Raw genomic sequence first — 24,026 nt, 5'->3', positions numbered from 1 at the left:
AGATTCTTTATGTTTGGGAGGGACGGACCGGTTAGCCTTCCACCATCAAGCTTGCGATCTCTCCTCTCGTCGAGTCGGAACCGACCTGAATGCGGAACTCGCCGGGCTCCACCACCGGCTTCAGGTCAAGGCCGATCAATTCCAACTGCTCGCTGCCGAGGGTGAACGTTACTTCCTGCGTTTCCCCGGCCTTCAGGAACACCTTTCGGAACCCTTTCAAGGCCTTCTCGGGACGGGTAACGGAGGCGGCCAGATCCGAGACGTACAGCTGAACGACTTCCGCGCCGTCCCGTGCTCCCGCGTTGGTCACGTCGATCCGGACCGTGGCTTCGCCGCCTATGGGAACAACGGCCGGCTCGACCGTCAGACGGCCGTAACGGAATTCCGTATAGCTTAAGCCGAAGCCGAACGGATACCGCGGCGCAAGATCCGTCTCCAGGTAACGCTTGCCCCGGGTCCGTCTGGCATTGTAAGAGACCGGCAGCTGGCCAACCTCCTTCGGAATGGACAGCGGCAGACGGCCGGACGGGTTGATATCACCAAACAGCATGTCCGCAATCGCGCGGCCTCCCTCTTGGCCGGGATACCAGGCTTCCACGATGGAAGGGATGTGCTCGTCGATCCACGGCTCTGTGATCGGTCGTCCATTGATATAAACGACGATCACCGGCTTGCCGAGCTTCTGGAGCTCCTGCAGCAGCTCCAGCTGCACGCCCATCAGCGTCAGGGTCGAGCGGTCAATCCCTTCCCCGCATTCCATATCGCTCTCGGCATGCCCGGTCACGACCGAGGCACCGGTTCTCAGATCGATGGTGCCCTCCCCGAAATCCCGTGCGCTGGAGCCGCCAAGCACCATCACGATGACGTCGGCTTGCTCGGCGCATGCCAGCGCCCGAGGAAACCCTTCCCTTGAATCGCCTTGTATGCGGCAGCCCGGGGCATACAGCACGCGGCTGTCTCCCAGCCGTCGGCGGATGCCGTCCAGCACCGTTACGATCTGCCCCGGCGGCTGGGGGGAGGTATAATCGCCAAGCTGATGGTACGGCGCACGGGCGTTGGGGCCAATGACCGCAATGGTTCCGCTGCTCGAATCCAGAGGCAGCAGGTTCCCCTCATTTTTCAGGAGCACGATGCCTTCAGCCGCCGCCTGGTAGGCCAGAGCGATATGCTCCTTGCACCCTATGACCTGCTCTGCCCAGGCTGGATCCACATAAGGCCGATCAAAGAGTCCCAGGCGAAACTTCAGTTCCAACACGCGTCCGGCTGCCCTATTCAGATCGTCTTCAGTGATCAGCCCTTGCTCCAGCGCTTGCTGAAGATGTGCCCGGAACATGGTCCCGGACATCTCCATATCGACACCGGCCTTCAGCGACTGGGCCGCCGCCTCCACGCCCGATCCGGCCGTATTGTGGCCGCATGCCAACATATGGATTGCTCCGCAATCAGTAATGACGAAGCCGTCAAAGCCCCACGCTTCCCGAAGAACGTCTTGCAGCAGGTACCGGCTGGATGTGCAAGGGACTCCGTCGATTTCATTATAGGCCGTCATGACGGACAAGGCACCCGCTTCAACGGCCTTGCGGAACGGCAGCAGATCGACCTCGTGAAGCTCCCGAAGACCCATATGAACGGGTGCCCCATTGCGTCCTCCTTCGGAAGCGCCGTAGCCTGCGAAATGCTTCAGCGTAGCCAGCAGGCTGGTATGCGAATCCAGGCGCTCGCCTTGCAGTCCCTGCACGGCGGCAACCGCGAATTCGGCCACCAAATGGGGGTCCTCGCTGAAGGTTTCTTCGGTACGGCCCCACCGGGGATCCCGTACCACGTCCAGCACCGGCGAATAGGTGGCCGCTCCCCCCTGAGCTCTTGTCTCGGCGGCAATGGCGCGGCTTATGCTGCGGAACAGATCCGTGTTCCAGGTGCTGCCGATCGTAAGCGGTACGGGAAATACCGTCGCCCCGATTGCCATATGCCCGTGAGAGCATTCTTCCCCGAACAGAATCGGAATCCCCAGCCGCGAGTGCTCCATCGCATAACGCTGGATCGCATTCACCGCTTCCGCCCCTTCCCGCGGGGACAATCCGTTCGCCAGCGTCACCCCGGTCCAGGGATCGGCCCGCAGCGTACCGTACAAGGAACCGATTCCTCCCTCCGCAAGCTGCGACTTGAACTCCTCGGTTAGCTTGATCGTACCGTCGTCGCTTCTTATGTAAGCTTTCCAGCCGAACGGCTGGATCAGCTGCCCGATTTTCTCCTCGACCGTCATCCGCTCCAGCAAGTCCTCGACCCGCCGCGAAACCGGCCATGCAGCGTCCTTGTAGTCCATGGCGCACACCCTTTCCTTTTCCTGTTAAATTCATTCTTATTGATCACAGCAGCCCTGCCGAAGTTTCCGATGGAAGAAAAAGGCTCTCCGGCACGATCCGATCGGCCGAAGAACCTCCCACTATGCGTATCCTGCAGAATGGCTGCACCGCACCTGGACAAACCAGATCAACGGCTAGAACCCTCTTCCAACCTTTTCATGGGCGAGCACGCCTCAAGATGGTTGGCTCTGTCGGATGCGAACCTCCTCCGGCCGGTAAACCGTCTGCACTTGTCCCCCGGCATCGGTCGTAAACATCACGGTCCGCTCCCGTTCCAATTCGAAGGCGTAGACCTTTCCGGTTGCCGGGTCCTTTACTTCGACCTCTGCGCTTGCCCCATGCTCGGAGACGAAGACGTACAAGCTTCCCTGCCCGAACGTCAGCTTGCGGCCGTAAATACCCGGAAGCTCGCCTCCCTTCGGCCATTCCAGCTCAGGCGAAACGGCTGCGGAGCGGATAGCTTCCGCGTACAGCGCCTGGATCGGCTCCCAGCGCTCGTTCATCTCGACCGGGAGCGGGCACCAGATGAACCGTCCCGAGCCCAAGGTCACCGTAACGGGTGCCAGCGTCCCATCCAACCGGCCCGCCGGACGATCCACCGCCAGCGCGTTAATCTTCCGCTCGCCGAACGAAACGGCGAAATGCTCTCCCGCCAGCTCCAGCGTTTCTTCCCGAAGAACGTTGGCATGGACGGTTTCGCCGATCTCCTGCTGCAGGCGATGCGGTGCCGGTCCCCAATATGCATCGGTGCGAAGCGGGCCGGTCCACAAGACCGTGCTCCCTTCCCTTGCCAAGTCAAGGAGCTGGGCAAACGCGCGATCGTCGAAATTATGCGCGCTCGGCACGATGATCAGCTTGGCCGGATAACGCTTCAGGTCCTCCAGCTGATATTCGCCGATGCCCCGCGGATGGACGTTCATGCCGAACGTCAACGCGCGCATGGCCCTAGTCGTCGCTTCATAAGCCAGCTTGCGGCTGGAAAAATCATTCGAATACGGGTAAACGACGGCGATCTCCTCCAGCTGCCGTTCATCGTCGAACAAGCCGGCTGCTTCCTTCATGAAGCGGCCGAAGTCATAGGACACATCAGCCTCGGGCTTCTGCGTTCCGTCCGCCCGAAGCGCCCCGATGTTGGATTCGTTGGCATTATCCATGAAGTAGTTAATATTCCAAATCCACTGCACGGCACCCGCGCCGCCGGTCGAAAACGAATACGCGTACTTCCGCTCCAGGATGCTGCGAAGCTCTTCCTCCGTCCGCTTGGCGATGCCGTCCGGACGCTGCACGTGCATGATGCCGGTCTCCTGGATCAGATTCGGCTTGTCCGGCGTTTTCGTAAATATGCCGTCCCAAGCCAGGTGATCGTTCTGCCACCAGGAGTGGACCGTCGTGTAATCGACCGCGGGGCCATAGAACGAAGGCGACGGACGCTGGGAGCAGATGCCCTCATCCTGCCCGACCGTTACCAGCTGGCGGGGATCGGAGCGGCGAATGGTGCCGATGAGCTCGGACGCCCACCGATTATGCATGTCCATGGTGAACAGCGTGAAATCGATCCACGGTCCCCACTTCTTCGGCTGCAGCACGCTGTTGAACAGCTTGTCGTCCGGACTCGGCGCAGGCGCCGACTCGAATGAAGGCAGCTCGCCCGGCGTCATGTTCCAGCGCTCCTGAAGCAGCGCCAGATCATCCCCGTGGCGCTGCCGCAGCCACTCGGACCAGGCCTGACGCTCGAACCGGTCCCCTATCGATACCGGCCCTTCGAAGATTCGCTTCGGATCAAACAGCGAAGGCTCGTTGATCAGGTCCCAATGCACGTTGGTTGTGCCCCTGTGACGTCCCACGATGGAGGCGACGAAGCGCTTTTGCGCTTCCACCGATCGCGGATCCAGGTAGGGGTTCACGCCTTCCCAGGCTTCGGGCGCAAACGAGAAGAACGTGAACGTCACTTCCAGCTCATGCCGCTTGGCCGTCAGGATAAAGGCATCGATCGCCCGCATGACGTCCTCGGCCGCATGGCCGTCGGCAAACATGATCATCCGGTACCCCGTCCATATGCCCGTCCGGATCAGGTTGATCCCTGCCCGCTTCATCTCCGCCATATCCGCATCCCAACGCTGCACGTTCGGCAGATGGAGGAATTTGCGCGCGACGTCGGAGGTCATGTACGTCATGCCAACGATCGGAACCGTTCGTCCGCCGCGGCGGAAGTAATCGCGCCCGCATTCCAGCCGCTCTCCAGCCTGCAGCAGCGGACGATCGACGCCCCATACCGCCTGGGTCAGGGTGCGGCGCTCCCCCGACTCGGACTCGGCTTCGCAAACGATCCGGTACAAGCCCGCTTCCAGCCGTACGGGTACGGACAAGCGAAGCTGCTGCAGATCCCGCTGTTCCATGCCGGCTTCCGACTTCTCGTGTCCGGTCCAGACGGTCTCGCCGTCGTCTTCCTTGATTAGACTCACCGCAAAATGCCAGGTCTGCGCCGGGGCGGACGTCCGGGACAACGACTGCAGCTGGATCGTCAACCGCATCTGCTCGCCCGGCTCGTAAGAAGCATAGTTCGGCTTCAGCCACAGCTCCGTCACGCCTGTTCCCGCGTATTCCGCCAGATCCTTCAGGACGTCCATCCCTTTCGTCTCCCAGAACGATGCCCTCAGCTGCTGGTTGATCAGAATCCAGCGGCCCCCCGCGTAATCGCCCTTATGCTGTTCCAGCATGACGACCGGAGCAGAGCGTTCGCGTCGATCACGGTCCATGCCGATCAGCAGCGGCGAGATGACGGCGTCCATCGGACCGCATGCCCCCATCTCGGCCGGGATGTCGCTCGCTTTGGTCGGATGCAGCGTCAAACCCCAGGTCGGCTCCATGCCGAACAGCTCCTCACGCCCCAGCAGGATCGGGTATTCGGCGGAGGCCTTCAGCTCCCGGACGCGCGATACGTCAACCGCCAGCGCATCATGGATATCCATTCGCTGATGATAAGCCAGCTGCTCGCGTTCGGCATGCCAGCCTCCGTTCAGCTCTCGAACCGGCCTGCGGAAAGGCACGCCTCCGGCATGAACCAGACCGCCGCCAGCCTTCAGGTGGGCTTCGATGGCCGCCCAAGCCGCTTTCGGAAAGTATGGCCCGTGCAGATGAACCAGCGCGTCCCAGCCGCCTACCGTCAGCCGATCAGCCACGTCCGCGGCACCTGCGACCACCGCCCATTCCCGCAATCGCCCCATCGCCTCAGCAGACGGACGTTCGCCTTCATAAGGAAAATGCTCGTCGTAAAATACCAGCGTTCTCATCGCTTACTCCTTTCTCGTCCGCGGCTGGCCATCGACGTATACGGATGTACCGCGCGTTCGGGCCCAATCGGCGATCCGGGAAGGGTCGCCGGTCCAGAGGCGGTTCACTCCCCATGGATTGGTCTGCGGCCGCTCCTCGCATTCGATGCGGATGACCGGGAACAGCTCGGTCGGACGTTCCCGCGGAAGCCCTTCAATCCACAGTACGTCGCCCTCCTGTCGGAACGACAGCTCCTGCCCCGTTGTCAGCAGCGTCACCCGTGATACCGGCGTCACGAGATCCGCCAGCCTCAGCACCGGCCTCCCATCCCAGAAGCGGATGATGAGATACAGCTTGTTGTCTTTCATCGTCTGCCGCCCGTAGGTGATAAACTCCGTGAGGTTCCCGCCGTCGGAGCCGTAGATGGCCTCGCCGTGAACGTCCAGCCACTCCCCGATCTTCAGCGCCCGCTCCACGAAGGCCGGCGGAAGCTGTCCGTCGGGCTGCGGTCCAACGTTAAGCAGCAGATTGCCGCCAACGGTCCCCCCTTTTTCCGCACACTCGCACAGCATGTCGAGCAGAACGTCGGCCGGACGCCATCGTTCGCCGTTCGTGTACCCCCACAGCCTCCACGTGGTGACCTGGCTGGATTCCCACAGCCGCTTCTGATCCGGGACGATGACATGCTCCGGCGAGCCGAAATCGCCCAGCACCTCGGAATCGCCCGAGCCGCCGCCGCCGTCCGCATGCAGCTTCTCCTCCTCAGACAGCCCAAGACGGTTGTTCACCAGGATGTCCGGCTGAATCGACTTCATCCGTTCCACCAGCTTGATGCTGTCCAGGTCCTCCGCGGTTCGCGGCCAGACCCCGTCAAAAAAGAAATGATCGATGCGCCCGTATTTCGTGACCAGCTCTTCCACTTGGGCATGCAAGTACTGCTTCATCGTCTCCCAGCCCTCGGGATCCTTCTCCGGTCCGTCGAAATAAGCCGGTATCCGCCAATCGATCCAGGAATAATATAAGCCGACCCGAAGCCCCTGGGCCCGGAACGCATCGGTAAATTCGCGAACCAGATCCCGCCCGGGTGCCTGCTTCGCGCTGGAATAATCCGTCGTGGCCGTATCCCACAAGCAGTATCCGTCATGATGCCGCGTCGTTAAGCAGGCATATCTCATCCCCGCCTTGCGCGCGGTGTACGCCCAAAGCTCGGCGTCAAAGAACTCCGGATTCCACTCGCAGGCCTTCCGCGCGTATTCGGCCTGGTCCAAATGCTCCCGGAACAGAACCTGCTCGCCGCGCCCGTATTGGGCATAAGGCCCGAAATGAATAAACATGCCGTACCGGCTTTCCGTAAACCATTGCCAGCCTTCCCGGATGGCTTGTGTTTGCTTGGTCATGAACTACGTCCTCCTTATTCTGCACGGCTCTTGCCGTGCGGCCAGCCTTAATAAAGACTTTCGCTTCTAACTCTTTGAGCAGTCTCAAGGCTTCTTATGACCTTTACTCTAGCCCGGGAATCCCTGTCTTGAACACTTTACTTTTGAGAGAAAACTTTGATTTTGGCCAATATCGGAGAATTGAAGTCCTAAACGGCAAGTGGATCACTTTCGAATCCCCTTGGAGTCCCCTTGGAATTCCCTCTGTACTCCTCACGGACGCTCCATGGCGACGCACGAAAAAAAGCAACCCCTCCCCGGTTATCAAACCGGGGAAAGGATTGCCCTGTTCCAATGTTTCTTAGCCGTTAGCGTGCCTGAACTTACGACTGACCGGCTCTCCACTCATCGAATTGCCGTTTGTATTCATCAACGACCTCATCGAGACCGGCGGACTTCATTGCGGCCAGCATTTTATCGTAGGCGTCCTCGTATTTCACGACCCCGTGCATGACCGGATAAACGCTGGTCTTCAGCTCGGCGATGCAGTTGGCGTACTGCGAAGCAACGTTGGTCGGATCGAAGGTGAAGCCGATCGTGATGCTGTTCACGGCGTCCTCCGATACCGTTGTGCGGCGCTCCAGACGCGCTGGGTCCGTATTTGTTGGATAACGGTTCATTTCAACGTGGCCGAGCAGCCAGTATGGAAGCTCATAAGCCGGGGAACCGTTCTCGTTCTTGGCCAGATAGTCCTTGGTATTCTTGCCTGTATCCTTCCAATGCACATCTTTCACGCCGCTTTGAACGAGATCCATGTTCTCCTGGCTGCTGTATACCCAGTTCAAGAATTGAACGCCGGCCTCCGGGTGCGGAGACGTGGCCGAGATCCCGTTGGAATTGCGGATCGCGTAGGATCTGAATTTCGGCTGGTCGGCCAAATAATAAATATCCAGCTTCGCATCCGGGAACGTCTGACGAATGGCGTCGCTCAAGCCGACATCGCCCGGACGGTAGAGATAACGTCCTGCCAGCTCCTCCTGGTTGATAACCTCCGTCGGCGTCGTAAGCAGATCGCTCATGATCAGACCGCGCTTGTATGCCTCGTTCATGAACTTCACGTCTTTTTTGAACTCCTCGGTTTCGAACCAGGACTTCACGTTCCCCTGCTGGTCGATGTAAATCATGTTGTCGGCAACGGTAAACGGATAGGTGTCGTAGGTTGTATGCAGGAAGTAGGCTGGCTCTTCCAGCATCTTAATATATACGTTCTTGTTGTCCTGCGGCCAGTTCTTCTGCAGCGTCTCGGCTGCATTGAGCAGCTCTTCCGGCGATGTCGGCGGCTTCAGGCCATTTTTCTCCAGCAGATCGGTGCGGATCGTGAACATGCCATCGTTATAAGCGGTATCCGCCCAGAAGTTCGGCACGTACGTGATCTTGCCGTTGATTTTCGACGACTCCCAGATCCAGTCCGGCATGGAAGCTTTCAGCTCGGTGCCATACTGGTCCAGCAGATCGTCGATCGGAATGATACCGCCGCTGCCCGCAAGCACCGTCGGTCCTTTGGTATCGTGCATGATGGCAATCAGCTCAAATTCCTCGCCCGTCGACATCATGAGGTTGGTCTTCTGATCCCATACGTCCCACGCGATGTACGTCGGTTCGTAGGTAAGGTTCAGACCGTCGGCCTCCAGCTTCTCGTTGATCGCTTTGACCGCCGTATCCAAATCCTGCGGCGCGGAGCCCGGAAGCAAATACCGTACCGGCAGCTTGTCCCCTCCGCCGTTCTCCCCGCTCGCCGATCCATTCTCACTGCCGGCGTCGCCGCCACCGGAGCAGCCTGCGATCACGGATACCATGAATATCGCGGCCAACCATAGTGCTAGCGCTTTCCTTTTTTTCATGCATGTGTCCCCCTGTCTTCATTTGGTTTAGTCTTGCGGTACGATTCCTATCTTAAGGAGACATTAGGGGAAACGTATACTTCAAAATGATGGTTTTCGCCATTTTAAAACCCTTTAAAAGGTTGTTCAGAAAGTCATCTTTTGATCACGAAGCAGGTCGGGAAGCAATCTCGACGTCGAATCTTGAATTCAGCCGGGCCTTCCGTTGCTCACGTAGGTTTGCAAGCTTATGCTTCCGAAGCCGTTTTCTTATGAAAACGTTCAGCTCCGCTACTCAGTCCCTAGCTTCATCCAACCTAAAGCGTTTTGCAAAAACGCACATCGGAAGCAAAGACTTCGGTGCTGAAAAGTCGACCTTTTGAACCCGCACTTAATCTGCCCGTCACTGCGCCTTTTTCGTCTCGATCGCATGCTGGCTGCGGAACTGGGCCGGCGAGATCTGGTAGTGCTTTTTAAACAGCGTGTAGAAATAGGTCGTATTCAGAATGCCCACCTGCTCGCTGATCGATTGAACCGACTCCTCGGTGCTTGCGAGAAGCTCACGCGCCTTCTCCAGACGAACGGCATTCAGGTAATCGTTGAACGACAGCTCGCAATGCGCCTTGAACAGCTTGCCGACATAGCTGCGGGACAGCTTCACCTCGCCAGCAACCTGCTCGAGCGACATATCCGGCCTCGCATAATGCTTGCGTACGTACATCTGGATAAAATCCACCACCTCCGCATGCCGGACCGCTCCCGATTCCTCGGACAGGCTGCAGAGCCTAAGGGCTAGATCCTTCAGGGCATCCGCGGTTTCCTGCAGCGTCTGAAAGCGGGTAATCTGCCGCGTAAAGTTGAGGAAGAGATCCGCGCTTTCCCGGTTTTTCACCGTATGGACATTGAGCTGCTTGTACAGGCCGCCGATGAACTGGTTGATGAAAAACATGACTTCATGGTAGTTGTAATCGCGTATTTCCTTGATCCACTGATCGATTTCCTTCTCCAATTTATCCCGCTGCTGCAGCTTGATGGCCTCGATGATGCGCTTCTCCCGCTTGTCCGGATACTGCGCCTCGGTATGCTCCGACTCCGAGTCGATGACCGGATCGCCATGGAATATCCTGCCCTTTCCCGCGAAAAAGCGCTGCTGGAAGCAGGATTGCGCGCAATCGAACGATTCGCGCAGCTCCTCGTACGTCTGCGCGGCCGTTCCGATGCCGATGGTTACGGACACGCGGAGCGTGCGGAGCATCTCGCCCTGCAGCTCCTCCAGCATGCCCAATACATGGAGCGGAAGCCGGCTCTGTTTCATGGGGAGAATGATCGCAATGGTCCCGTCCCCCACCGTGGCCACGCTCGCTCCCTCCGGCTCCAGCATCTGCTGGGCCGCCTGGGCGACGGCCGCGCAGGTATAGGACTGCAGATCCTCGTCCTCGCCCCCCGGCGAGCCGTCTAAGCTGTCAATCAGAAGGACGGCAGCCAAGAAATAGGGACCCTTGCCTTCGCGGGCCAAACGACGGAATGCCGTCTCGTCGCCGCCTTTCAGCAGCTGCAGCACATGCGCCTGCCGGGCGACGGAAGCCTCGGACTCCATCGACTTCATCTTCTCCGTCATTTCGGCGTAAGTGGTATCCAATATGGCAAATTCGTTGATTTGCCGACGGTTTTCCTTCATTTTCGGTATGGCGCTCATTTTCTCCAGCAGGTGGCGGATCGGGTTGTACGCATGATGCGTCAGCCAGAACGACAAGAACATGCTGACGACGAAGCAGGCTAAAGCGAGAACCAGCGCCGATGTTCGGAGGGCCTGCATGTTGAACAACAGATTTTGATATTGGCTTACGCTGATGAACGTCCAGTTCATATCCTTGGATTTGACATAGGTAACCAGACTCTTGCGGCCGTCGATGGAGCGGGTGAAGTAACCGCTTTCCGCATCCGATTCCAGAATGGACTGGACATAGGACTCCTGCGATACATCCTCCATGAACCGGGACCGATCCGAATGGGTGATGATGGTTCCCTTGTCGTCAATGACATGCAGCGAATCCACCGCTTCGTTGCGGTAGCCTCCGATCAGATCCTGGATGGTGTCGGTGCTCATGTTGATTACGATCGCGCCTTTGGAACTTAGCGGCGAATAATAGCTCGGAAGGAGAACGAAAGTCAGGACGTCTTCGCTCCGCTTCGCCGAATTGGCGGAAGAGATCTTGCGCGGAAACAGGTGAAAATAAGATGTATTTTTACTGTTGATCTCCTCCAGCAGCGCCTTCTCCTGCTCCTTGGTAATCCCCTTCGTATTCAGGTACGTGTTATTCGAGCCGTTATAGATCCCGATCGAATGGATGAACGGATAGGTGGACTGGACCCGGTTAAGGGTGCCGAACACGCCATACTGTTTCACCGGATCGGCCTCTTTGTCCAATAGGGCGTTCACAATCTCCTTGTCGCTGAGCAGAAGGTTGCCCACGTTATACACCTGATCGCGGATGACGCTGGATACGGCGCTGTTCTGCTTCAGCATCGACTCGTATATTTTTCCTACCTCCTTCGCGGTGCTCCAGGAGAACATCATGTACAGGACGACGGTTACGAGGGCAATCATGGCTGCCGTGAGCAAAACAAAGCTGAGAAACATATTTCGATACACTGCATAACGGAATAATCGCTGCCGGATCATATTCTCCCTCCTTTATCATTCGGTCTGTATAGTAAACTGAGATCTTATCATCCATGAATTTTACTAACATTATATGTAATATACATGTTAATTTTAGTGGGGTTGCCTAGCCATCCGATCGCTTGGAACGGATAGATATTTTATTCTCATCTTACATTTGCTCAGGGCATACATCAACATGAAAACGCATTCTTTATTTTCCTCCCCTAACTTCCCTTCATAGACTTCATCGGCTAAACCCCTTATAAAATCAAGCTTTTTCGGTCATTATTCAATCCTGGCGACACTGTGCGAAATACTCAAATTCGAAGTTTTTGCCGTTTTTTAAAGCAGGCGTTCCCCCTTTCAATCCGCTCAAACTCCATTTTCATAGTTTACTGCACGCGGCAACTCTCTTTACACTCGAAACAGAACTGCTACGCTTGCAGCCCCCATCACTTACGAAAGGACGTGCCTAATCATGAAAAAAAGCCGCTTCGGCTTCCTGCGCGAAATCCGCTCGAACGGATCCGCCTACCTGCTCGTCGTACCGGCCGCCATCTATACGCTGGTCTTCGGTTATTTCACGCTTCCGTACATGCTCATTGCGTTTCAGAAATTCAACTTCAAGACGGGGCTCTTCAATTCCGCCTGGGTCGGGTTTGACAATTTCAAGTTCTTCTTCTCGTCCCCCCGGGCTTGGGAAGTCACCTTCAACACCTTGAAGCTCAATTTTCTATTTATCATCGTTGGCACGCTCGCAGCGATGGCGCTGGCCATACTGTTTAACGAGCTCCGCAGCCGCTGGTTCTCGAGGATAACCCAATCCACGATTTTGTTTCCGCATTTCTTGTCCTGGGTTATCGTGAGTTACATTATCTACAGCTTGCTGTCGACCGACTACGGTATCCTGAACCGGGTCCTGGCGTTCTTCCATATCGACCCCGTCAACTGGTACGCCTCTCCGCAATACTGGACGTGGATTCTTACGACCGCGGCGGTCTGGAAGGACCTCGGGATGAACCTCGTCATCTATCTGGCGGCGATCACGGGAATTGATGACAGTTATTACGAAGCCGGCCGGATCGACGGCGCTACCCGGTGGCAGCTCATCCGACACATCACTATTCCGCTCATGCTGCCGACCATATCCATCTTAACCCTGCTGGCCCTGGGCAAAATCATGTACGGCAGCTTCGACATGATCTATGCCATCGTCAAGGACAACGGGCTGCTGTATCCGACGGTTGACGTCATCGATACGTATGTGTTCCGTTCCCTCCGCACCATCGGGAATCCGGCACAAGCCATGGCCGTCGGACTGTATCAATCCGTGGTCGGCTTTATTCTCGTATGGGGCAGCAACAAAATCGTGAAGAAGGTGAATCCGGACCATGCCTTGTTTTAAAGCAAGCCGGAATCCTTCGGAAGGGAGCGAAATCTAGTGACGTCCAGACCTAAATTTTTCGACGCCGTGAATGCCGCGTTGATCGGCATCATCTCCATTCTCTGCATCCTGCCGATGCTGCTTGTGCTCATGGTGTCCTTTACCGACGAAGCCAGCATTAAGCAGTTCGGCTACCAGCTGTTCCCGAGCGAGCTGTCGCTAGATGCCTACAAGCTGCTCCTGTTCGGCAGCACGCCGCTGTACCGGAGTTACATGATCTCGATCATCGTGACGGTCGTCGGCACGATTCTTGCGGTCACCATCACGTCCATGGCCGGATATACGCTGGCCGCCAAGCATATCCGTTACCGCAACGGGCTCGGTTTGTTCTTTTTCATTACGATGGTGTTTAACACGGGCCTGGTGCCCTGGTATCTGATCAACCTGAATCTCGGCATGAACAACACCATCTGGGCCCTGATCATACCGTCCCTGGTGTTCAACCCGTTCAACCTGTTTCTTGTGCGGAACTACATGTCCCAAATTCCGCCTTCCCTGACGGAGGCGGCCAAGATCGACGGCGCGAGCGACTTCTATATCGCGTTCCGGATCTACTTCCCGCTCTGCATGCCCGTTCTGGCCACGATTACGCTGTTCTACGGCATTGCCTACTGGAACAACTGGTTCAACGCCATCATGCTGGTGGACAACGAGAAGTTGTATCCCCTTCAGTACCTGCTGTTTAAGCTGAACTCCGAGATCAGCATGATCCAACAGATGCAGAGCAGCGGCGCCATCCTCGGCACCCAGACGCTGCCGCAAGAATCGGTGAAGATGGCCACCGCCATTCTGACGATCGGACCGGTGGTGCTGTTCTATCCGTTCCTGCAGCGGTATTTCATAAAAGGGCTGCTGATTGGCTCTTTGAAGGAGTAAGGGTTTATCCACATGCCATGATCTCAGGACATAAGCAGGTAACAGGTTTTACTGAAATCAAAGAGGCTAACCGTGAGAGCGGTTAGCCTCTTTTTTATATGCTGGATGTCTTTATGAATGCAACCTCTACCGCTTCGGATGGAACATCGTCAACAGAGTTTGTAAGCGTAACCCTGATGTTGTGCATGGGGGCAGTAACGGCAATCCGGTTTTTAAAAGTACGAGATGCTAAAACGCCCGGCTTTTGACTTCTCCTTGATAAGCCAATGCATCCTGGGCCCTTAACCGCTGAACGTCGCTCAGCTCCGACAACTCGGCCCATTGATATTCCGAATGCTCGGAGCTGAGCACAATTTCCTCGTGAAGCGGGATCGAACAGCGGAATATGCCGACCTGCGCGTTGATATGACTGTGATAATAAAATCCGGTCAAGACCGCATCTTGCAGTGTAAGGCCCAGTTCTTCGCGGCATTCGCGAAAAATCGCTTCATGGATCGTTTCGCCGGGATCCACCCCGCCCCCCGGCAAGCTCCATCCTTTATTTCCATAGGTCCGTTTTAATAAGAGGAGCTTGCCGTCAGCGTTCAATATGATGGCATGCACACCAAATCTGTACGTGTCATGAAAGCCCAACGTTCATCCTCCCATCCCGTCTTTAACATGCTTATCGGCTACCTCAACCGATCCTTCATTTCCTCCAGCATAATTCCCCACCATGAAGAGGAACGAACGGCATTAGGATCTATGTCTTTCAGCTCCCGCTTCATTTGTTCGAAGGCTGACTCCCGCTCGCGCTCAGCCTGCGAGGCGTCCGGACGTGTTCCCGGCTTGATCTCGCCTCTTCTGAACTTCTCAAGTTTCTGGCGAAATTGTTCTGCCGTCAAAATCGTGGGAGGTGGATCGGGCTGCAAGCGCTCCGTTTGCTGCTTGAATCGAAGCACACGGTCCATAAAGGCGAGCAGGCTGTCGATGGAGGCGTTCATGTAGGTCGGTTTCTGTGTACCGCCCTCCGTGACTGCCCAAACCGCCCCTGTATCCTTTTGGATCGCGACATGCAGCCCTTCGCTCCAGATCTCCCTTCCGATCGCAATATAGGCTCCATGAATATCCTGTAACGGTAACGCTTCATGAAACAGAAGACCCAACGGGGGCTCCTGCGGATCAAAGACCGGCATTCCCCGAAACACAAGCGTTTCCACCGTCTTATCGGGCATTCCCAGGCCCTCCAAGCTTTCCCTCATATAAGGCAGCACTCCGTGATCATACAACGTATGACATAGCGGCTCCATTCTAGCCCTCCCTCTCTTAAACTCCTAAACCGGTACGTATTCTGTAACCTAGAATGATGCAGCGCGATCTACAGATATTCGCCGAAATATAACTGCAGCGCTTCAGTGGAATATCCGTCGCTTCCCTGCCACTCCGACATCGAGAAGAAATCGTCGTCCCTTCTCGGACGCGTGCGGGGCGTATCCTTCGGTACCAGCACGCCGGCATATCCCAGAATTTCCATCAGCACGTCTCGTTCATGCTTGCTTGAAGGCAGAACATCCTTCAAGCGCTTCTCAAGATGACGCGGGCTTTCTGATTCGGCGCATCCGTCGACGGCTGTCATCAGCTTCCTTAGAATGGCGATATCCTCATCGTTCACCGTCAGGTCCACCTCATGGCTCAACAGCTCCAGATCGAGCCAGCAGTAGAGCAGCTGATTCAAACGGATGCCTCCCCATTTGACCCGTTCGAAATTCAGCACGTTCAGGTCGGCATTCACGTAATCCCGGTCGGACTGGAGCTCGGCATGGTTACAGTCTCCGCAGCTGCTGTAATTCGGCATGGCCGAGCGTCGTTCTTCGTACTGATGAAGAGGCAGGCGCGAAGTAAGCGCCCAACTGGAAAGTGCGCTTCGCAGATGCACTTGTCTCGTGGACAAACTGTGCAGAAATGCGGCAGCAACCCTTTCTTTAGTAACCGTCTGATGTAAGCTATGAAGCCGCTGGATCAGCTCATCATGCCTGATGGTGATGGGGTCGAACATCAGCCTCATGCTCTTCGCGTAATCAAAGTCCTCCCCAACGAACGGCAAAGGACTGCTTTTCCAGCCGCTGGATGACCAGAACGTTTGAAGTAAAACCTTTTTCGCCTTTTTGTCCAAAGCTTCCCACTTCCCATGTTTTTCTTGTCCCTATCATAACAAAATCTTCCTATAAAGCGAAGATGATCGAAATCTGACTGAGTTGGATTGAAGCCGTGAAACTATGAAAACTACGAGTTATACCATGTAATGAATAACGATGAATTTATTCTTAATATTTCTCCGAATAATCATTATAATGATATAATGTTTCAAATAACCCTATCCTTGTTGATGAAATCGGAATTTCGCATGACATGAAAAGAATGCAATGGAGGATGCACCCAAAATGACCATTCATAACCTCAAATCATTCATCGTATCCACTTTCACTTTCCGAATAAATTGGAATCACTTTAAGTCGAAGCTGCTCTTAAGATACGTACTGTCTTATATTCTGATCTTCCTGATTCCCCTGACGGGAGTAACCATTTTCGTTTATGATAGCGCTGTCAGCGGGCTTCGTACCGAGATCGAACAATCCAACATCAATCAATTGAACCAGGTGAAAATGACCATCGACTCCCGTATCGCGGAGCTTCGGGAGCTTTCCGGCCGAATCGCTTACGACAGACGCTTAACCCCTTATATGGTCCGTGATGATTATTACAGAGTGGAAGCCATACAAGCTTTGGCCAACTATAAGGCAAACAGCAGCATCATTGAAGACATCTTCTTATACTATCATAACGACCCGATTATCTACTCTTACCGCGGCCTGACGAATGTTAACGTTGCGTTCGACTCCTTCTATCGTTATGAGAACTGGAGTCTGGAAGATGTCACCCTTGCGCTGAACGAAACGAATCAGATGGTCATACGGCCGGCCGAGAATGTTACGATCAACAGCTCCAGGCAGGAGACGATGCTGACCATCATCGTACCGATCAAGCCCAATGCCCCCTATCCGTACGGGAGCGTCGTATATATGGTGAAAGAGTCCAATCTTACCGGGGTCATGGATTCCATTCTTAGCGATTTCACAGGGAGCAGCTACATACTCAATCAGAATGATGAAGTGCTTACAGCGAGCAATCACGGCGTAACCCTGTCTCAAGAGCATCTCGGGACATTGGCTGCGCTTGATGCCGGCATACACAATCTCTCCCTGAATAATGACAAGTATTCCGTCGTATCCGTCAAATCCGGGGAGAATCGCTGGAACTACATGACCATCATGCCAAGCTACCAGTTCTTCAGCCGGGTCGCTCATGTACAGACGCTCATTCTGCTGGTGTTTGGCATCGCCGTCATAACCGGAGTGCTTGCCGCTTTTGTGCTGGCTAGACGCCAATATCACCCGATTAAGGATTTGATGGAATTCGCCAAGCTCAGAGTTAGCGATACCCCAGAGCCCAAAACGCGCAATGAATGGGAATGGATTCGTCAGACCCTTCACGAATACAGCACCCGAATCGATATGCAGGAGCCCTTCGTGCGCAACCAATGCATGCTGCTTCTGTTGAAGCACGGCAAGCCGGATGATCCCGAAATCGAACGAATGATCGCCGGAGTCGGACTGGAATCTCCCCAAGAACAAGTCATTTATTTCTGTGTGATTCTGTCCTGGGAAGAAAACGATGCGGCCGAGGAACTCCAGAAGGATCGTCAGCAGGTGCACGAAATTCTCAGCCATGTTGAACCATCTGGGCTTCAAGCGAATATCTATGGCGTTGAATTCTCAGCCGATAATCAATTTGCGCTGATCGTATCGCTTCCCGACCCTGGTCAAGATTCGCTGAAGCTCCGGATGGAGCAGATCATTCGCGCGGTCCAGGGATTGATCTCCGAGAACACTCGGCTCGATCCGAGCATGGGCGTAGGTACGCCCTACCGGGATTTGGGGCAGCTGAACCAATCCTTCATCGAAGCCGCAACCGCACTCGAGCACCGAATGGTCGGCAGCAGCCGGATCACCTATTTCGACCAGTTGGCAGAGCAGAATCATCCTGTCGCCAAAGGCGTGTGGCTTCCAAGAAAGTCGCTGCTCAAGCTGGAGCAAAGCCTAAAGCAAGGCAACGAGTCGGTGGCTGTACAGATGATCGCTGAGATGATGGAGACCATCCGGAGCGAACCGCTGCAAATTCATCTGCTGCGCTGTATTTGCTTCGATCTGCTGAACGCGCTGCTAAGGTCCGCCTCTGAGGTTGGAATGAACGAAGCATTCAGCAGCATCTCGGATTATACGTCGTTTGAGACGCTGGAGGAATTTGAGGACAAGCTGTTGTCGCTCACGACGGAGATTTGCGAGAAGGTTGAACGGAACCATGAGCAAGCAGCGCCAAAACTGATCGATGATATCGTACATTATGTAAATCAGCAGTTTGCGGACTATACGCTTAGCCTGGAGCATGTTGCCCTTAAATTTTCCGTCTCTACCTCTTACTTAAGCCGCAGCTTCAAAGAGAAGACAGGGATCAGTTTCTCGCAGTATATCTGGAAGAGGCGTACGGAGGAAGTCATTCGGCTGCTTGTGACGACAAGCGCTCCCCTGAAGGAAATCATCGAACAGGTGGGCTACCTGGATGCACCCAATTTCATCCGCAAATTCAAGAAAGAAACCGGGCTTACGCCCGGTCAGTACCGCAAAGAACATCGTTCGAATAGGCTGGATATATAACAGAAGGGCCCTTTAGGAGAACTTGTCTCGAAAGGGCCCGGATGCTTCTACTTGCTCACTGCGGTTCGTTCAAGATATGCTCAACCAGCCCATCGACCGGCACGGTAGCCAGTGCAATTGCTGTGTCGGTCACACCATAATAGATATAGAGCAGACCATCTTTGACCACGTTTCCAGTCGGGAACACCACATTCGGAATTTGATAACCGAATTTCTCATAATAGGTTTCCGGTTCCATGATGTAATTCTTCGTTCTTGCTATGACCTTCTCAGGGTTGTTCAGGTCAAGAAGCATCGCCCCAACACGGTAAACGACCTGATCATCAACGCCGTGGTAAAGGACCAGCCAGCCTTTATCGGTTCGCACAGGCGGCGTGGCCCCCCCGATTTTCCTGGATTCCCATGCCGGATTCTCGGCTTTGGCCAGAAGTTTCGGCTCTTCCCAATGAACCAGATCCTCGGAGTACGTAATCCAAATCGCCGCGCTGTCCGTTCCGTAAGCTGCACCCACGTATTCCTCCGGACGGCGCAGCAATACATACTTTCCGTTAATCTTCTCAGGGAACAAAATGTTGTCGCGGTCATTGATATCGAGCGGTGTCGTATCGGCAACGAACTCCCAGTCGATCAGATTATCCGACTTCACGATCGAAGAGCGAGTGAGCCAGTGGCCCTCCTCCTCCCCCCAGCCGTCCGGATATTTGGGAATCGACCGTTCCGGTATCCCTGCTCCCGTCGGATAGTAACTCATGGCGCATGGCCTAAGGGCATAATTTAGATAGTATGTGCCGTCAATTTTGACAATCCGCGGGTCCTGGACGCTGCCATATGGAAAGCCCAGCATGTCAGGCGTCACGATCGGCTCGTCCTTCACGTGCGTAAAATTCACCCCGTCTTCGCTCTCCAGCAGTCCCAAAACGTTCTTGCAAGGCGTTAGCGAGCCTGCGGTACGCTCAATCATGTAAAACTTGCCGTTGTCTATAATAACGGCAGGATTGAATACGGTGACTTTACGCCATTCGTACGTTCCCGGCACGACGATCGGATTATTCGGATGTCTCGTAATTTTCATAGGCTATGCCTCCACATTTGTATGATATTCAGGATTTATCAGGCCCTCTATCATTTTATGTTTAGCTCGACTTCCAGCGGTCATATGCGCCTTGATAGATTTCAACAACTCGGTCGGCACCCATTTTCTTCATCGTGTTCAGATAGTTATCCCAATTGGACAACGGTTCTGCTCCGGTAATGAATTTCGCCTCCATCTGCTGTACATACGTGCTCAGATCCGAGTTCAGGCTGTTGATCTCGGTTTGCTCTTCCACGGTAAGGAACAAGGCAGGGAACGGAGGTCTTGCTCCCCGATCGAGCAGCTTCTCCTTCGTTTCCTTTTCAACCCACAGATCGAAGTCGGTCTTCAATCCTTTATTGATATCGTCCGTGTTGACGGTAGGAGCCGGAATGCCGTAATTTGGGGTCAGAGTCGCACGGTAATCCTCCATCTCCATGCCGTCCGGCACAGACAAATAGCTTTTCACGCGATTGGCTTCATCCGTGTACTCCCACAGCATCCCTTCCGGTCCTTTGTTGAAAAAAAGCGACCCTTCATAAGAGTAAAGATAGTCCACCCAACGGATCGATGCTTCAGGGGCAGGATTGGTAGCCGAGATGGCAAAAGCCCCTGTCGTAATCCCTCTGTTCTTGGCGATGGCCGGCTTGTCTACCAAATCGCTTTTCACCGGAGCGAACATCGGATCCTTGGTGGACGGTTCTCCGCCTTTGGTCATGTAGGCATGCCAGTCGGAGAACAGGGCCACCTGATTGTTCTGTGCCTTGGCCTTTTTCTGTTCTGCGGTTTGCGAGAAGCTTTCGTGGTCAAGCAGATCCTCTTTCCAAAGACGGTTCATATAGACCAGATACTCTCGGAAGCCTTCTTCTATCGGGGTATAATGAACAACATCCGCATCGTCTACATAAATTTCGTCTTCATAAACGCCGAAAGCGCCAAGAAGCCAAGTACGTAAATCCCGAGCATTGGTCGTAGCTGTCGATACGGAAGAGATCGGGATTTCATCGGCGACTCCATTGCCGTTCGGATCCTCTTCTTTTACCCGCTTCAGGAAGGTGTAGAGCTCCTCGGTCGTCTCCGGAAGCTTGTCGATATTCAGTGCCTCCAGGAAATCACCGTTGTACCACAGCGGGTTGCGATACCAGTGCTGGCTTAAATCGACCGCAGGCAAGGAGTAGATATGTCCATCCGGAGCTGTAATGGATTTACGGATCTCCGGAATTTCGTCCATCAGGGCCTTGAAGTTCGGAGCGTATTCCTCGATGAGCTCCTCCAGCGGAATCAGAATCCCCTGCTCGCCATAGTTCATCTGTTCGGCCGCGGTCAAACCTGCAGCATAGAAGACATCCGGGTAATCGCCGCTGGCAAATACGAGGTTCTTCTTCGTATCAAAGCTATCCTTCGGTGCGTTCAAATATCGGAATGAAATGCCCGTCTTTTCCTCCATCTGCTGCAGCACGACCATATCCTTCCAGTTTTGAACGCCGACATCAGGTGCCATCATGGTCAACGTAATCGGTTCATCCATAATCGGGAAGCCTTCCTTATTCACGGCGGCTGCTTCCGTTGACTTTGTACCGGCAGAATTGGTATCGCCGGCCGAACCGCATCCGGCGAGCAAGGACAGGGCTGTCATCCCCGTCAACACCAGCTTCCAAGATTTGCTTGTCATCTTCATCCATGTTTCCTCCCTTTGCATATTCAAGCTCATATCTTATAAAACGCTTTCATCATCCTTTTACAGAGCCAATCATGACCCCTTGGACAAAGTATCGCTGTAAAAAAGGATAGAGAACCACAATCGGCAGCGTCGATACAACGATAACCCCGTATTTGATCAATGATGCAGTTTCGGCTTTGGAATTCATTGCCCTGGCGGCATCCCCGCTGATTCCGGCGCCGGTCGTCTCCGCCGTCATTTCCTGAAGAACCAGAATCTGCCGCAGCACCATCTGCAGAGGATACTTGCTCTCATCGTTGAGATAGATCAGAGCCGGAAAATAGCTGTTCCAGTGACTGACCCCGTAAAATAACGCCATGACAGCAATAATCGGCGCGGACAGCGGCAAAATAATGCGGACGAACAGCTTCAGGTTGGTACAGCCGTCCATATATGCCGCTTCCTGCAGTTCCTTGGGAATCGTCGTCTGGAAGAACGTCCGGGCAACGATGATATTCCATACCGATGCGGCCACGGGAAGAATGAGCGCCCCCATCGTGTTGATCAGCCCCAAATTCCGGACGACGAGATACGTTGGCACAAGCCCTCCGGTAAAGAACATCGTGAACAGAATAAATCCCAAGAACAGTTGACGACCGACCAAATCCGACCTGCTGAGCGCATAAGCTGCAGGCAGTGTCACGGCCAGGTTCAACAACGTTCCTATCCCAGTATAGACGATCGTGTTCAGATATCCGTTCCAAATCTTCGGATTTTCGAAGACCAGCTGGTATCCGGCCCAGGTAATCTCCTTGGGAAACAGCCACATCGCACCGGAATTCACCTGCTGCGGGCTGCTGATCGATGCGCTGAGAATATATACGAGCGGATACAGAACAACAATCAAGGCGATGCATAAATAGATATAGACGCTGCCGAGAAAAATCTTGTCCCCCTTCGATTCCTTCATCGCGGTAACCAATGCACTTTCCTCCTTTCTACCATAGGCTGTTCTCGCTGGTGCGTCTGGCAATCCGGTTGACCGTTACCAATAAAATGACGTTGATCACGGAGTTGAACAGGCCAACGGCTGTCGAGAAGCTGTACTGCGCGTCGACCAGACCGGTTCGGTAAACATAAGTTGAAATGACATCGGAAGATTCCATATTCAGCGAGTTCTGCAGCAGCAGTATTTTTTCGAAGCCGATCGTAAGAATGTTGCCCATGTTCAAAATCAACAAGATGGTGATCGTTGGGAGAATGGCCGGGAGGTTGATGTGCAACAATCGTTTGAAACGACTGGCGCCATCCACAATCGCGGCTTCATGCTGCTGGGGATCGACCCCGGACAGCGCGGCCAAATAGATAATGGTCCCCCATCCGGTGCTTTGCCAGACCCCGGACAGAACGTACACGGTCTTGAACCAAGCCGGATCCGACAGAAAGTTCGGCGCATCGATGCCCATCCATTTGATCAATTGGATCAGGATGCCTGTGGACGGCGATAAGAAGGTAATAATCATACCCGCCATGACAACAACGGATATAAAATGAGGCGCATACGTAACGGTCTGGACGATTTTCTTGAAGGGACCCGTCCGGATTTCGTTGAAAGCGAGCGCCAGGATGATCGGCAGCGGAAACCCGATGATCAGCTCGTAGAAGCTGAGGCTGAACGTATTCCAGAGCAGATCCCAGAAATAGTAGGAATTGAAGAAACGCTCGAAATGATCGAAGCCCACCCATGGGCTGCCCATGATTCCTTTGCTAGGGATAAAGTTCTTAAAGGCAATCTGGATGCCGTACATCGGCGCATAGTGAAATACAAGGAAATACAGTAAGGCTGGCACCAAGAACAGATAGAGCTCCCAGTTCACCCTGATTCGTTTACCAAGAGACGTTTGCTTTACACCTGGATTAGGCGGCTTCGTTTCGCGATGGATGGAACGTCTTTCGGATATCACAGCAAGCAGTCTTTTTCCCTTCATGTTTCCCCTCCTTTCTTACATATCGATTCATGTCAGGTTATCTGGTTCACTCACGTACATCACGTTTCAGTGATTAACAGGTAACGCTTACATTCCAAAGTGTAGAGAAGACAGCATGACATCGTAAATGTGTAAGATGTGCATTGTCATCCATCTGTCCGTCGAAATCCCGCTGCAGTCCTTTATTTCTCATCCGAATCTCCGCGATTTTTGCTCATAGATGATGCGGAGTATGTGTAACATATGAACCTGTTATCAGGATTCATATGTTACATATTGTGCTCCATCAAGCGTTGTGCGAACATGGCCTACGAACACCGAATATGCGTTAACTCGTACGAGAACAAGGAAGAGCAGAATGAAAATGTCTCTGTCAATTTCATTCCCTTTGATCATTCACCTATCCAAATAAAAACCAGCTAATGTTTGTCAAGCATTTCAGCTTGGATGAATTCTCTTTTCGTGATATACTTTTTCCGACCAACCCGAATAACCTCCACATCTATGGAGGTTTTGGTTAAATATGGTTTAATCTTGGTAGGGCTGCCCCTTCTGCAAGATGGCGAAAATGTGATGCAACAGCTTGTTGGCGCAAGCGATCACGACCACCTTGTAGGGCTTGCCCTCTTTTCTTTTTTTCTCATAATACGAACGAATTCTTGCATTCGCGTTTTTCCGCAT

Annotated in this window: 15 protein-coding genes and 1 pseudogene; 3 read left to right on the top strand and 13 right to left on the bottom strand. The window is 54.2% G+C overall.

The features are described 5' to 3' along the window. Positions 1-31: 31 nt before the first annotated feature. The 5 genes from BMX45_RS00075 to BMX45_RS00055 form a co-directional block, all read right to left on the bottom strand. Complete coding sequence (locus BMX45_RS00075) at positions 32-2,323, bottom strand: glycoside hydrolase family 3 N-terminal domain-containing protein (RefSeq protein WP_090907850.1); 2,292 nt, start codon at positions 2,321-2,323, stop codon at positions 32-34. 213 nt (positions 2,324-2,536) lie between these two features. Beyond that, a complete protein-coding gene (locus BMX45_RS00070; RefSeq protein WP_090907848.1) occupies positions 2,537-5,653 on the bottom strand; it encodes an alpha-amylase family protein in 3,117 nt (1,038 codons plus the stop codon). Between the two features lie 3 nt (positions 5,654-5,656). Next, on the bottom strand, positions 5,657-7,030 hold the full coding sequence (locus BMX45_RS00065; RefSeq protein WP_090907846.1) for an alpha-L-fucosidase: 1,374 nt from the start codon (positions 7,028-7,030) through the stop codon (positions 5,657-5,659). A gap of 362 nt (positions 7,031-7,392) precedes the next feature. After that, positions 7,393-8,910, bottom strand: a complete 1,518-nt coding sequence (locus tag BMX45_RS00060) for a DUF3502 domain-containing protein (RefSeq protein ID WP_090907843.1) — start codon at positions 8,908-8,910, stop codon at positions 7,393-7,395. 382 nt (positions 8,911-9,292) lie between these two features. Beyond that, positions 9,293-11,572: a helix-turn-helix domain-containing protein gene (locus BMX45_RS00055; RefSeq protein ID WP_090907841.1), complete on the bottom strand. Its 2,280-nt coding sequence runs from the start codon at positions 11,570-11,572 to the stop codon at positions 9,293-9,295. Between the two features lie 460 nt (positions 11,573-12,032). On the opposite strand from BMX45_RS00055, the gene BMX45_RS00050 reads away from it, so the two are divergent. Together BMX45_RS00050 and BMX45_RS00045 are read left to right on the top strand one after the other, a co-directional pair. Further along, positions 12,033-12,959 carry an ABC transporter permease gene (locus BMX45_RS00050; protein ID WP_090907839.1) on the top strand — a complete coding sequence of 309 codons (927 nt, stop codon included), beginning with the start codon at positions 12,033-12,035 and terminating at the stop codon, positions 12,957-12,959. A 36-nt stretch (positions 12,960-12,995) separates the two neighbouring features. Beyond that, positions 12,996-13,874, top strand: coding sequence for a carbohydrate ABC transporter permease (locus tag BMX45_RS00045; protein ID WP_036664213.1), 879 nt, complete (start codon positions 12,996-12,998; stop codon positions 13,872-13,874). 228 nt (positions 13,875-14,102) lie between these two features. Here the strand turns inward: BMX45_RS00045 and BMX45_RS00040 are convergent, their stop codons facing one another. The 3 genes from BMX45_RS00040 to BMX45_RS00030 all read right to left on the bottom strand — a co-directional run bounded on the left by BMX45_RS00040 (position 14,103) and on the right by BMX45_RS00030 (position 16,026). Continuing rightward, positions 14,103-14,507, bottom strand: a complete 405-nt coding sequence (locus BMX45_RS00040) for an NUDIX hydrolase (RefSeq protein ID WP_090907837.1) — start codon at positions 14,505-14,507, stop codon at positions 14,103-14,105. Positions 14,508-14,545: 38 nt separating this feature from the next. Next, on the bottom strand, positions 14,546-15,163 hold the full coding sequence (locus BMX45_RS00035; RefSeq protein ID WP_090907835.1) for an SUKH-4 family immunity protein: 618 nt from the start codon (positions 15,161-15,163) through the stop codon (positions 14,546-14,548). 68 nt (positions 15,164-15,231) lie between these two features. Further along, positions 15,232-16,026, bottom strand: coding sequence for a hypothetical protein (locus BMX45_RS00030; RefSeq protein WP_090907833.1), 795 nt, complete (start codon positions 16,024-16,026; stop codon positions 15,232-15,234). Between the two features lie 268 nt (positions 16,027-16,294). Here BMX45_RS00030 and BMX45_RS00025 point away from each other — a divergent pair, with 268 nt between their 5' ends. Then, on the top strand, positions 16,295-18,625 hold the full coding sequence (locus tag BMX45_RS00025; RefSeq protein ID WP_090907831.1) for a helix-turn-helix domain-containing protein: 2,331 nt from the start codon (positions 16,295-16,297) through the stop codon (positions 18,623-18,625). A gap of 55 nt (positions 18,626-18,680) precedes the next feature. Here BMX45_RS00025 and BMX45_RS00020 read toward each other — a convergent pair whose 3' ends face one another. From BMX45_RS00020 to BMX45_RS31625, 5 genes and pseudogenes are all read right to left on the bottom strand, one after another. After that, on the bottom strand, positions 18,681-19,697 hold the full coding sequence (locus tag BMX45_RS00020) for a glycoside hydrolase family 130 protein (protein ID WP_090907829.1): 1,017 nt from the start codon (positions 19,695-19,697) through the stop codon (positions 18,681-18,683). A gap of 61 nt (positions 19,698-19,758) precedes the next feature. Then, on the bottom strand, positions 19,759-21,375 hold the full coding sequence (locus tag BMX45_RS00015; protein WP_090907826.1) for an extracellular solute-binding protein: 1,617 nt from the start codon (positions 21,373-21,375) through the stop codon (positions 19,759-19,761). 52 nt (positions 21,376-21,427) lie between these two features. Then, entirely contained in the window at positions 21,428-22,339 is a 912-nt protein-coding gene (locus BMX45_RS00010; protein ID WP_090907824.1) for a carbohydrate ABC transporter permease, read from the bottom strand. Between the two features lie 16 nt (positions 22,340-22,355). Next, a complete protein-coding gene (locus BMX45_RS00005; protein WP_090907822.1) occupies positions 22,356-23,345 on the bottom strand; it encodes an ABC transporter permease in 990 nt (329 codons plus the stop codon). A gap of 528 nt (positions 23,346-23,873) precedes the next feature. Then, positions 23,874-24,026 (bottom strand): annotated as a pseudogene (locus tag BMX45_RS31625) (IS110 family transposase); the annotation flags it as partial.

It is taken from the genome of Paenibacillus sp. cl141a, from assembly GCF_900109305.1.
Taxonomy (GTDB): domain Bacteria; phylum Bacillota; class Bacilli; order Paenibacillales; family Paenibacillaceae; genus Paenibacillus_AQ; species Paenibacillus_AQ lautus_A.
Note: the sequence above shows the minus strand (reverse complement) of the source record. Positions and strands in the feature narration are given on the sequence as shown.